The organism is Sulfurihydrogenibium yellowstonense SS-5 (genome assembly GCF_000173615.1).
GTDB lineage: Bacteria > Aquificota > Aquificia > Aquificales > Hydrogenothermaceae > Sulfurihydrogenibium > Sulfurihydrogenibium yellowstonense.
Genome location: NZ_ABZS01000025.1, coordinates 1 through 12,573, shown reverse-complemented (window position 1 = coordinate 12,573; position 12,573 = coordinate 1). Strand labels below are relative to the sequence as shown.

12 protein-coding genes and 1 pseudogene are annotated in these 12,573 nt (G+C 31.8%); 3 read left to right on the top strand and 10 right to left on the bottom strand.

What is annotated here, in order from left to right; genetic code table 11:
* The 3 genes and pseudogenes from metE to SULYE_RS01815 form a co-directional block, all read left to right on the top strand.
* Positions 1–1,263 (top strand): annotated as a pseudogene (metE, locus tag SULYE_RS01825) (5-methyltetrahydropteroyltriglutamate--homocysteine S-methyltransferase); the annotation flags it as partial.
* A gap of 86 nt (positions 1,264–1,349) precedes the next feature.
* Complete coding sequence (locus SULYE_RS01820; RefSeq protein ID WP_007545937.1) at positions 1,350–2,594, top strand: N-acetylmuramoyl-L-alanine amidase; 1,245 nt, start codon at positions 1,350–1,352, stop codon at positions 2,592–2,594.
* A complete protein-coding gene (locus SULYE_RS01815; RefSeq protein WP_007545935.1) occupies positions 2,591–3,349 on the top strand; it encodes a type III pantothenate kinase in 759 nt (252 codons plus the stop codon). Before SULYE_RS01820 ends, SULYE_RS01815 begins: the two co-directional genes overlap by 4 nt.
* A 549-nt stretch (positions 3,350–3,898) precedes the next feature.
* On the opposite strand, the gene SULYE_RS01805 is transcribed toward SULYE_RS01815, so the two are convergent.
* The 10 genes from SULYE_RS01805 to SULYE_RS01760 form a co-directional block, all read right to left on the bottom strand.
* Entirely contained in the window at positions 3,899–4,849 is a 951-nt protein-coding gene (locus SULYE_RS01805) for a hypothetical protein (protein ID WP_007545934.1), read from the bottom strand.
* A 5-nt stretch (positions 4,850–4,854) separates the two neighbouring features.
* Positions 4,855–5,538: a DNA-methyltransferase gene (locus tag SULYE_RS01800; protein WP_232178546.1), complete on the bottom strand. Its 684-nt coding sequence runs from the start codon at positions 5,536–5,538 to the stop codon at positions 4,855–4,857.
* Positions 5,539–5,902: 364 nt separating this feature from the next.
* Positions 5,903–7,465, bottom strand: a complete 1,563-nt coding sequence (locus SULYE_RS01795; RefSeq protein ID WP_007545927.1) for a DHA2 family efflux MFS transporter permease subunit — start codon at positions 7,463–7,465, stop codon at positions 5,903–5,905.
* Positions 7,465–8,589: an HlyD family secretion protein gene (locus SULYE_RS01790; RefSeq protein WP_007545925.1), complete on the bottom strand. Its 1,125-nt coding sequence runs from the start codon at positions 8,587–8,589 to the stop codon at positions 7,465–7,467. Before SULYE_RS01790 ends, SULYE_RS01795 begins: the two co-directional genes overlap by 1 nt.
* Positions 8,586–9,863 carry a TolC family protein gene (locus SULYE_RS01785; RefSeq protein WP_007545924.1) on the bottom strand — a complete coding sequence of 426 codons (1,278 nt, stop codon included), beginning with the start codon at positions 9,861–9,863 and terminating at the stop codon, positions 8,586–8,588. The genes SULYE_RS01790 and SULYE_RS01785 overlap by 4 nt, the downstream gene beginning before the upstream one ends.
* A gap of 12 nt (positions 9,864–9,875) precedes the next feature.
* Positions 9,876–10,430: a TetR/AcrR family transcriptional regulator gene (locus SULYE_RS01780; protein WP_007545922.1), complete on the bottom strand. Its 555-nt coding sequence runs from the start codon at positions 10,428–10,430 to the stop codon at positions 9,876–9,878.
* Positions 10,427–11,593, bottom strand: a complete 1,167-nt coding sequence (locus SULYE_RS01775) for an iron-containing alcohol dehydrogenase (protein ID WP_007545920.1) — start codon at positions 11,591–11,593, stop codon at positions 10,427–10,429. The genes SULYE_RS01780 and SULYE_RS01775 overlap by 4 nt, the downstream gene beginning before the upstream one ends.
* A gap of 5 nt (positions 11,594–11,598) precedes the next feature.
* Positions 11,599–11,781, bottom strand: a complete 183-nt coding sequence (locus SULYE_RS01770) for a hypothetical protein (protein ID WP_007545918.1) — start codon at positions 11,779–11,781, stop codon at positions 11,599–11,601.
* Positions 11,782–11,792: 11 nt separating this feature from the next.
* The gene (locus SULYE_RS01765) at positions 11,793–12,278 is read right to left on the bottom strand and encodes a hypothetical protein (protein ID WP_007545917.1); all 486 of its coding nucleotides are present in this window, start codon (positions 12,276–12,278) and stop codon (positions 11,793–11,795) included.
* A 9-nt stretch (positions 12,279–12,287) separates the two neighbouring features.
* On the bottom strand, positions 12,288–12,573 hold a 286-nt coding region (locus SULYE_RS01760; RefSeq protein WP_007545916.1), incomplete at its 5' end, for an efflux RND transporter permease subunit.

Here is a 12,573-nt window from a genome sequence, read left to right as displayed (position 1 = left end):
TAGAACCAGAAAAGGGACATTTATCACAAGACCTTATAAATATTCTTGCTTTTGCTGACGAAAGATTAGCAGAATTAAAATCATTGAAAGACCACTTTATAAACGGCGTTGATTTACCGGAAGCAGATGTTAAATCTATCATCTCTAAATACAATAATGAAGCAGTAAGGCAAACAGTCGCACAAATAAAAAATGCAGAAGTTGGAAGAAAAACTCCATTTGAAGAAAGATATAAAAAGCAGATGGAATTATTAAAACTTCCTTTACTTCCAACAACAACAATCGGAAGCTTTCCACAAACACAAGAAGTTAGAAAGTATAGAGCAGACTACAAAGCCGGAAGAATTTCGCAAGAAGAGTATGAAAACTTTATCAAAAAACAAATTGAACATGTTATAAAAGTTCAAGAAGAGTTAGATTTAGACGTTTTAGTTCATGGTGAGTTTGAAAGAACAGATATGGTTGAATTCTTTGGCGAGAAGTTGGAAGGCTTTGCATTTACTAAAAACGGCTGGGTTCAATCATATGGTACAAGATGCGTAAGACCACCTATCATTTATGGTGATGTTTCAAGACCAAATCCAATGACATTAAAAGAAACAGTTTATGCACAAAGCTTAACTGACAGACCGGTAAAAGGTATGCTTACAGGGCCTGTTACAATTCTAAACTGGTCTTTCTACAGAAAAGACATTCCAAAAGAAGAAGTAGCTTATCAAATAGCAATAGCTTTAAGAGAAGAAGTTTTAGACCTTGAAAAAGCCGGCATAAAAATCATTCAAATAGACGAACCGGCATTTAGAGAAGGATTGCCGCTTAAAAAATCTAAACAGGAAGCTTACTTAAACTGGGCAGTAAAAGCGTTTAAGCTTAGCCCATGATACGGTTAAAGATGAGACCCAAATCCACACCCATATGTGTTATTCAGAATTTAACGAAATCATTGAATACATTTACAAAATGGATGCTGATGTTATCTCTATTGAAGCATCAAGAAGTAAAGGAGAAATCTTGGAAGCATTTGAAAGATTCAACTACGACCATGGAATTGGTATAGGAGTTTACGATATACACTCTCCTAGAATTCCAAGAGAAGAAGAGATAGAAGAAATTTTAAGAAGGTCATTAAAATACATTAGAAAAGACCTTATCTGGGTAAATCCAGACTGTGGTTTAAAAACAAGAGGATGGGAAGAGACAATACCATCACTAAGAAATATGGTAAACGTAGCTAAAAGATTAAGAAAAGAGCTTTCTGGTTAGATATCTACTTCCGGGACTCAGTTTTTGGGTCTCGGGTTTTGTTTACATTAGTTTAAGCTTTTATTCAGAAATCCGATAAATTTGATATGAAAACATTAAGATATATTTTTTTAAGCATATTAATATGGGTTTTTTATGTAGAAGCATTTGAAATTAGAACCGGAATAAAAGATTATGGCTACAGAATTGTCTTTGATGGTGTAAAAAATTATGAATATTTGCCAGTATCTACTACTCTTATTTTCAAAATAGATGGTGAATTTAAAAATTCAGCTATAAAATTAGACCCGAGGTTTGTTAAATCTATAGAAATATCAAAAGATACGTTTACCAAAAAAACCATAATCTACTTAGAGATAAATGATAATATGGACCCTAAGGTGTTTAGTCTTTCTAATCCAGATAGATTAGTTATTGATTTGAAAGTGCTGGACAAAAAAGAAAAACAAAGTGTAAGTGAAAATAATACTGTTAAAGAAAATAAAGAATCTAAAAAAGTGATTTCAAAAAAAGATTCAGATGATGTTTTAAATAAAATTCTAAAAAGTTTAGAAATGCAAGCTTCAGATAACAACTCTTCGAATTCTATAGAAATAGAAGTGCCAAAAAGTTTTGCAGGAAGAAAGAAAATAATAGTCATAGACCCGGGACATGGTGGACATGACCCTGGCGCAACGGCTAACGGTCTAAGGGAGAAGGATATCAATCTAAAAGTTGCTTTAAAACTCAAATCTTTCTTAGAAAAAGACCCAAGATTTAAAGTATATTTAACAAGAGAAGATGATAGATTTATTCCACTGTATGATAGAACATTGATCGCTATAGAAAAAAAAGCAGATTTGTTTATAAGCATTCACACAAACGCATCTGAAAATCCAAATCTTTCCGGAACTTACATATACACATTAAATTTAAGAGGCGCTACTTCAAAACTTGCTAAAATGGTAGAGGAAAGAGAGAACCAAACAGTATTGAATGTTATAAAAGTTAGTGCTAATCCAAATGTAAATAAAATAGTGGCAGATATGGCTATAAGCCATACAATGACAGAGGGATTAAATTTTGCAAAATTTGCTCAGATTTATTTAAAAAGAAACTTGAAAGATACTGAGTTTAAAAGAATTGAATCGGCTAACTTTGCAGTTTTAAAAACTCCGTCAATTCCGTCTGTTTTGGTAGAAACAGCGTTTATAACAAATGAAAATGATGCAAGATTGTTGGCAAATGATAAATTTTTAGAAAAGTTTGCCCAAAGCCTTTACAAAGCAATTGTTGATTATTTCTTTAGATATAAAAATTTAGTCTTTAGTAAAGGTAAAGAGGAAAGTTGATATTAGCAGTTGACATTGGTAATACAACCACTGAGATTGGATATATAAAGGATTTAGATAAAATTGAAACATTAAAATTTCAAACAGACCACGATAAAACCATTGATGACTGGTTGATTAAATTTTCTTTTTTCTTAAACTTTTACAATTTGAATGAAACAAATGTTAATAAAATTTATATATCTTCTGTGGTTCCACAGGTTGAAGAAAAAATCACTAAGGCTTTAAAAAAATTATTGAATGTAAACCCGTTATTAATAGGAAAGGATGTAAAAGTTCCTTTGAAAATCAATTATGAAAACCCGTCAGAAGTTGGAGCGGATAGGATTTTGAACGCTTTTGCCTCTATAAATATTTTAAATCCACCATTAATAGCAATCGATTTTGGTACGGCAGTAACTTTTGATGTGGTTAATAAAAATTCTGAATATGATGGCGGGCTTATTTTTCCTGGATTAGAATCTTCTGTAAATTGCTTGTTTTCAAAAACTGCAAAACTTCCAAAAGTAAAGATTGAAAAACCTTCAAATATTGTAGGTAAAAATACCATTTCAAGCATTCAATCTGGAATATATAATGGATATTTATCATTAGTTGAAGGAGTTATCAGTAGAATTGAAAATGAATATAAATATAAATTTAACATAATACTAACCGGCGGACATGGAAAAATAATCAGCGAGTCTTTAAACCTACCACATATTTATGAACGATATTTACCAATAAAAGGAATATACTTTTTGGATAGAAATTAAAAGTGAGCTTTTGAGCCCACCATATAGGTTATTGTTTATTTTGAGTTTTAAAGTGGATTTCTCCTTCTTCACATTCATATTTTTCCCCAGTAATTTTTTGAATTACTGGATTAATTTTGCAGGATACCTCTTTAACTTTTTATTTAACTTCTTCCTTTGATTTTTTAACAAAATAAATTACATAAGCCAATATAGCTAGAGTAAATAAGAGCAGGAATACTACATAAGTTTCCATAGTGTATACCTCCTTTTATTTGTTTATATAAACAAAATACTAACTATGATAAATTTTAACAATATAATATGTTTAATATATTTTTATAATGTTTTATAATGATATAATACCTCGGATTTTTATAATTGGGTGAGAAATTCAATATGAATAAAACATCTGAAAAAACTTCTTGGTGACAGTTAAAATTTTACTAAATGGGTAAAAATATAACCTCTGATCTCTATAACACTATTTTGAAAAATCTTTAAATATTAAATATGTCTCTATTTTTTAATATTTTTTCATTTTAAAGTTTATTAAACAAATATCTAACATTAAATTCCAAGTCTTTTTAAAACTAAATCTATCGCTTCCTCTGTATCTTTAATATATCTTATTTCTTTTTTGAGCTCCTCTCTAAAATTACCATCTATAGCTTTAATAATTATCTTTTTCTTGCTTTCTCTTTCTTTTATAAATTTAGATATTTTGTCATTAAGCTGGGATAGATTTTCTATCGTTACTACCGATCCTGTCTTTGTATTATGTATATAATTACCATACACATTTTTAAGGTAGGGATTTAGTGATAATATTCCGTGGATAAAATATTTCGAGAATAAGTTATTTATTTTTTCCAAATAAGAAGATTGTATAGGTGTATTACAAATAATTACAATAGGTATAACTTCCTCAAAATTGTACAAACGAATATTTACTGCTTTTCCTATAGCTTTTAATACAGAATCAGATCTTAATAAGCTTGGCTGTCCAATATGAGAAGTAAAATCTCCTTCTTCAGTAAGACTATTATCGTCAGGATTGAAACTCCAATTCCATACGAGAGACATCTTTACTTCTCCAATTAAATATATATCATTCTTATTAAGTATTCGCTCATTTCTGGATGATACTACTATATCAGCAGGACTATTTGCGGTCAATCCTAACTCTGGACATATAGCATTATTTACTATATAAAGCTTTTTTTTGGATACTAACTCAGTTTTACTGAAAAGATACTTCACAAATTTTTCAGTAAATTCTCCTATGAGAGCATTTCTTGATTGAATAGTGTCCTTCTTTTTTAGATTTTTTGCAATTGAAGAAGGGTAATAAGTATAATATCTTATCTTATCATTTTCTTTTATTTTGTAAAATAGAGAGTCTGGTCCATATTTTTTTAAGTACCTTTTTAAAAATCCTTTTTCGACATCTTTGCTCCAAAGTGTTTCGTAAATTTTTAATTCTTCAAATAACTGTTCGAGATCATTATCACTATCCATTCCAATTATTCCTCCTGTAATCTTTTTAAGGCAATTTTACAATATTCTTCGTTGATATCATAGCCTACAAAATTTCTCTTTAATTTTTTAGCTGCTACGCAAGTAGTTCCTGAACCGACAAAAGGATCAAGAATAACATCATTTTCGTAGCTAAAAAGCTTTATAACTCTTGATGCTAATTCAATAGGAAAAGGAGCAGGATGTCCTATTTTCTTTGCTGATGCAGGAGGAACTTCCCATATAGATATGGTATAGTTTAAAAACTCTTCTTTGCTTATTGTTGATACGCCTTTATCAGGCCTGCTAAAATCATCTTTAACAAATATAAGTAAGTATTCATGTATATCTCTTATTCGTGGTGATTTTGCAGAAAGCCAGCTTCCCCATGCACAATTACCACTTGCTCCTTTACCTTTTTGCCAAATTATTTCTCCTGCTGGTCTAAATCCAATCTCTGCATGTATTATATAGAGTAAACTGTGTAAAGGAATATAGGGCTTTCTGCCAAGGTTTGCTATATTAATTACATATCTTCCGCCCTTTTTTAATACTCTAAAAACTTCTTTACCCACTCTCGCAAGTAAAAGAAGGTATTCTTTTAAATTTAAATTTTTATCGTATTCTTTACCATTGTTATATGGAGGTGAAGTAAAAGCAAGTGCTATACTTCCATCTGGAATTTGAAACATATTCTCGCTAGACTGACAATAGATTTTATTCATCCAATCCATTGTGTTTTGTTGAAAATTGTTTAAATTGTTCACATTCTTTTCTGACCGAAGAGTTTCAACAACATAATTAAGTATTTGCAAAGGGCTCTCTGTGTTTTTATAAATTTCCAGTCTATAGAAAGCGGAAGAATTATGGGATTCTCTCTTTGATACCCCAAATGAGTAAGTAGAGGTTTTTTTCATTATTCTATCCTCTTTTAATTTTATTATAACATACCTCGGAGGTGAGAAATCCAAACACGGATAAAGCATCTAAAAAACTCCTTGGTAACCAGTCGGCAAAAAATCTTCTGCCTTTGTCTAATTTCTTACCCGACATACTTTAATTAGAAGTGTTTTTAGAATTAGATCTAATCAAATCGGAAATCAACATATAAATAACAGGTAAAGCTCCAAGTAAGCCAAATAACCCGGCGATAAAAAATGTATCTTGAAATGAAAAGTTTAGACTTTGAAGATATTCGACGCTATAAAATAAAGCCTTGGCTTTTAGCTCTGCTACGTTTTCCGGAACTGCTACCATATTTTCTTTGATTTTATCAATAAACTGACTTATGTAATTGTAATTTTGCATTGCATTTATCCCTTCAAAATGCTCCCACTGATGTCTGTATAAGTCATTTGTGGCTATTGCGGTTCCAAATGAACCACCTACAAACCTTCCATAATGCATAAGTCCTGTACCGAGGGATGTTTTTGGTCCAAGCTTTCTAAGTGCTAAGGTTGTAACTGGTGCAAAAAACATTCCCATAGAAATGCCAAGAGGAACGGTCATTATTGCAGCTTTAACTGTTGGTGTGTAGTAATCTAATTTTGGAATTATAAAGATAGATGTAATCAAGTATAAAACTGTTGCTATGTATAAAACATACTTTTCATTCCACTTATCAGACAAAATGCCGGCAACTGGAGAAAATAAAGCTATAAAAAACGCAAAGGCGAGTATATGAAGTCCTGCCTCAAACGTTGGGAGTCCTTTTAGGTTTTCATAGTAAAGCGGAAGAAGGTAAAAAATCTGATACATTGAAAATCCAAGAAGTAAGAAAAATACCATAAAACCTACAAAGTATTCTTTGATTAAAAAAATTCTAAAATCTATCAATGGTTCTTTTGATAGGAGTTCTGAAAGAATGTAAAACAGTAATGCAAACCCTGAAATTATAGTTAGATATACTATCGTATCAGACATAAACCAACCAAGTTGTTGCCCTTTTGAAAGTAATATTAATAAAACTATTGTAAAAACAGATAAGAAAAAATAGGATACAAAATTTAGCTTTGCCTTTTCTCTTATCATGCTTGTTTCCGGAAGATAAAAAATTGCAAGGATGGTTGTTAAAATTCCTACCGGCAGGTTGATAAAAAACACCCATCTCCAGTTTAAATACTCTGTAATGTATCCCCCAAGAGTTGGTCCAAGTGCCGGTGCAAAGCTAACACCAAGCCCAAATATCCCCATTGCTAAGCCCTTTTTTTCTTCTGGATAGACAGAAAATAAAATCGTTTGTGCTGTTGCCATAATCAAAGCTTCGCCGATACCTTGCGCGATTCTTGACCATATCATCCAATCTAAGGATTGTGCTACTCCACACATATAAGATGAAAGTGTAAATATAATAATTCCGGCTATAAATACCTTTCTAAGACCTATGACTTTATCAAGCCACTCTGATAAAATTAACATTACAGCTGAAGCTATCATGTAGGCTGTTATTACCCACTGAATGCCGTAAAGGTCTGTTTGAAGTGGTCCCATCATCTTTGGAACGACAATGTCAACGATAGTTGTATCCAAGATAGCCATAAAGGCTCCGGTCATAACTATAAAAGTAATTAATCCTCTTTCTAAGTTTGTGATTGTTTCGTAGATAGGCTTATTTTCCATCACTTCTTCTCGATCTCTACCTCTCCACCTAAGCCAACTCTTAAAAGGCCCATATCCCCTTTTGTTATTCTTATTTTCACCGGTATCCTTTGTGCCAATTTAGTAAACTCTCCTGCTGATATATCCCTTGGAACAAGTGCGAACTTTGCAGCAGATGCAATATCTATACTTTCCACCACACCTTCAAAGGTTTTGTCAGGATAAGCATCTAACTTTATGTATGCTTTGTTGCCAACCTTTACACCGCTTAGCTTTGTCTCTTCAAGTAAAACTTTTATATAAAAGCTATTTTCTTTGACGATTGCATAAACCGGCTGTCCGGCTTTTACAATATCACCAATGGATACGTACTTTTTAGCAATGATGCCATTGTACGGAGATTTAAGCTCTGTATATTTTATTTGATTTTCTAAATCTTCTTTTTGTTTTGTAAGTGCTAAAATCTTATTTTCAAGTGCTGAGATTTGGTCTTGGATTTCTTTACTTACCTGTCCTTGTGTTTTTACAAGCTCTACAGTCTCTTTAGATTTAGCCTTTGACAAATTAAGCTCTGAGATAGATTTTTCTATTGCTTTCTTTTGGTCTAATAACACTTTTAACTGTGTGTTTATCTCTTCATACTTAGCCTTTGGGACAAGCCCTTTTTCTAAAAGGTTTCTATATCTTTCTTCATCTTTTTTAGCTTTTTCAATCTGTGCTTCTACTTGAGATTTTTGTGCGCTTAGGCTCTCTATTTTTTTCTCAATCTCTTGCGTGGTTAAGCTTGTTATTTTTTGATTTAATTCATTTTCTTGTATGATTCTTGAAAGCTGATTTTCCAATTGTGATTTTTGTTGTTTTAGACTTTCTATCTCATAGTTTATATTTTCAAGTTGGATTTTGTAATCTGTGTCATCTATTTTAGCTATTGTTTCATCTGCTTTTACTGCGTCGCCTTCTTTTTTGTACAGCTGGATAATTTTTCCGCTTACTCTGTTGAATCCTAGATTAGACAAATAATCAGTCTCAACAAAAACAGCATCTGATATTACATACTTCATTCTGTGCTCTATCCATCTTATGGCAAAAACAGCAAAGATAAGAATTAAAACTAAGACAACAAAAAGACCTATATTTTTCTTCATTTTAACACCTCTTCTAATCTTCCTGCTGACTTCATAAGGTCAACGTATGCTTTTTGCAGATTGTAGAAGTTTATTTCTCTGCTTTCGTAGGCTTTTGTGTATGAACTTTCAGCATTTAATAAATCTGTGTTTGTTGCAAGCTGGTTAGAGTACTGCTCTTTTACAAGCTCAAAGTACTCTTTTGCGTAGACAAGACTTTCTTCTGCTACTCTTAGGTTTTGTTTTGCAGTGATGTAATTTTCATAGGCTGTTTTTATCTCAAGTTTTATATTTTCTTTAATGTTTTCAAGGTCAAAGCTGAGTTTTTGCGTGTTTGATTTTGCTTGCAGATATTTATAATATGGAGCCACTCCTTGAAATTCTACTTGTAATCCTGCTGTAAATATAAGATTTCCTTTTGGGTCAAGGTATGGACTCTGTGTTGTGTATAGATATTCACCTTGAACAAAAACCTTTGGCAAAAACTGTGCCTTTTCTATCTCTGCAGATAGCCGAGATTGTTTTATATTTTCTTTGTAGAATGAGATTATATTTCTGTTATTTAATGCCTGCTCTAAAAGCTCTTGATAATTTTCTAGCTCTTTTATGTTTAAAACCGGTTTTTCAAATTTTTCATCTTCTTGTATATTTTTTCCTGTTAGCTTTGAAAGTCTTGCAAGTGCTATTTTCAGATTTCCTTTTGCTTCTGTTAGAGACCTTTCTACTTCTGCAAGTCTTACCTTTGATTGTAGCAAGTCAACTTTTGTTATCAAACCTTCTTTAAAAAATTCTTGCTGTTGTTTATAGATGGACTCAACTGCTTGATACTCTTTTTTATAAACATCTACTAACGCCGATGCAACAAAAACATCTAAATAAGCTTTTATTACTTGTGCTGTAATCTCATCTTTCATCTCTTTATAGTAATACTTTGTAGCTTCAAGGTTGTGCTTTGATATCTGGATCTTGTTTTTTACCTGTCCGCCTGTATAGATTGCTTGGTTTAGTCCTATGTCGAATGTAAAAAAGTCTTTGTTTGACTGTTTAAAGGAAACTGGAAAGTTAGGAATTTTTGTCATTGGTGTTTTGTTATAAAATTTTTCTGATGCCGATACAAAAAAAGTTGGAAATTGAAGATTTTCATCTGCTTTTAACTGATACTCAGAAGTTGCTATCTGCTGGCTATAAGATTTTAGCTCTGGATTGTTTGCAACCGCTTCATTTATAGCATCTTGTAAGGTAAGTCCGTAGGAAAACGTCCAAGTTGCTAAGATAGGAAGAATTAATTTTTTCATTACAAAACCTCTTTATTTTATACTTTTAAATATTATACATAAGTCCTGGCCTAATCTTTCTTTTAATCTCTCTAAACTTTCATTTTTTATAAGTAAACAGTTAAAAATAAGCTGTCTAATGTATCCGATGATAAGATTGGAAACTACAAAAGAGTCCTGACTTGGCAGGTCTTTTTCTATGATTTTTGCTAAAAGTTTTTGTAAATCTGAGATTTTTTGAATGTAGATATTCTTAAACTCTTCGTTGATTCCAAGTAGATAATGGAAAAATATTATTGCTATTTCTTTGTTGTTGTAGATTTCTGTTATAAAATCTTCTAAAAGATTCTTTATTTTAACTTCAAAGCTATCTTCTTTGTGATAGTATTTTTCTAAATCTTCCATAAGCCTGCGATGAAGGGTTTTTATCAGCTCTAAAAATAAATCTTCTTTACTTTTAAAGTACAGATAAAATGTTCCTTGTGCGACGCCGGCTTTTTCCACAATATCTGAGACTTTCGTCTCGTGATATCCTTTTGTAGAAAACAGCTCTTTTGCTGCTAAGATAATTCTATCCTTTGTACTCATAGAGTATTACTCCTTAATGCCAAGTATAAAATCTCTTTTATTTTGTCTACTGTGTAGATTTTATCCAATCCCCATAGCTTTGCAGTTGTGTTATAAACATGGTTAGCTATCTTATCTATATCTGATGATGGTATTTTTCCATCTTGAAGTGAAACCGGTGCTCCAACTTTACTAAACCAATTTTTTAAAGCTTTTATTCCTTCCTCTGCTGTCGGTAGGTTAAACACTTCTTTTGCAAATCTATCAAATTGTTTTCTGTTTTTGTCTTTATACCACCACATCCAGGCAGGAATAACGATGGATAAACAAGCTCCATGTGGAAGGTCGTATAAAGCTCCAAGAGAATGGGCTATCATATGATTTACATAAACACCACCTGCATAGCCTGTTCTTGTAATGCCGTTTAGCGCAAGAGTTGCTGCCCACATAAACTCAGCCCTTGCATCATAATCTGTTGGATTTTGTAATATTTTCTCTGTTGTTTCCATAACCGTTTTTACTATGCTTTCTACAAGCCTGTTTTCTAAATTAGGACAGACTGTGCAAGTAAAATACCATTCTATTGTGTGTGCTATTGCATCAACCGCCGCGTAAGCGTGATACTCCTTAGATACTGTGAAAGTCAATTCTGGGTTTAAAATAGAAACTTTTGGATAGATTAACTCAGAGCCTATGGATAATTTTTCTTGTGTTTCTTCATTTGTGATAACAGCGTATCCGTTCATTTCACTTCCTGTTGCTGCTAACGTGAGAATTGTAAACACCGGAAGTGCATCTGTAATCCCTTTGTCTCTATGGAAGTATTCCCATACATCTACATCTGATTTTGCTCCTACTGCGATGGCTTTTCCTTCATCAAGTACAGAGCCGCCGCCAACAGCTAAAATAGCATCTACTTTTTCTTTTTTAGCTTTTTCTATCCCTTCTCTTGTATGGCTAAGTACCGGATTAGGCTTTACTCCTCCATGCTCAACCCACTGGATGCCATTTTCATTTAAGCTTGATATCACTCTATCATACAAGCCTATCTTTTTGATCGATGATTGACCATATACAAATAAAACTTTTTTGATGCCGCAATCTTTCAAAACTTTTCCAATAAGGTTTTCTTTACCTTTCCCAAAAATAATTTTTGTTGGATTGTAAAACTCAAAGTCATGCATTTTTACTACCTCCTATTTGAATTGTTAACTATTTCTTTTTCTTTATTCTTAAGGAATGTTATTATCTCTTCTATATGTTTTGAAATAATTTCTTGCTGTTCTTTCCAAAGATCCTCTAATCTAATACTTATAGTCCCGACTCTTCCTGAATCATTGTATGTTGATAATTCAAAATATCCTTGTGCCATAGACCATCTAGTTATGAAATTGAAATATTCATTTTTTTATCGGAATCTTTTTTATTAGAATCTTTTTTATTAGTTGGATGCCCTATTGCCTTATTTCTTATATCTCTTATCTTTTTTAGAATAGGATATTTGTCAAAAAAATTTTTCTTAAATTCACTGAATTCTTCCTCAGGTGTTATAATCTCATAATAAATACCTAAAAATGCATCTTGTTGAATAAACATGCTTTGTAGTACACCATAAAGAAGAAGATATTTAATACCATATTCAAAACCATAATTATCATCCTTAAAATGTTTATTAGAAAGATCTTTTATCAAATTGTCAGATATATCAAAGTATGTATTTATTGCCAGGTCTGTATCCCCTAATGTGTCCATACACGAACGTATTTTTTCCCAATTTTTAGACATCACATAATCCCTAATAGCAATACTGTATTCGTTTATTACACCTCTTAATTCGCTAACTTTATTACCTATAATTCCCTTACTCATTTAAAAACCTCATGTCCTGAAAATTTTCACTCTATCAATAATCATATAAAAAATTGGTATTACAAATAAACTCAGTGGAAGTGCTGTCATTAGTCCACCGATTACAGCTATTGCTAACGGCTGACGCATCTCTGAGCCTTCTGTAAGTCCAAGTGCAACAGGAATCAACGATGCTACTATTGTTAAAGTTGTCATTAAGATTGGTCTTAATCTCTCTTTTCTTGCTTGAATGATTGCGTTGTAAGTGTCTAAACCATCTTTTTTAAGCTGGATAATTCTTTCCATGAATAAAACA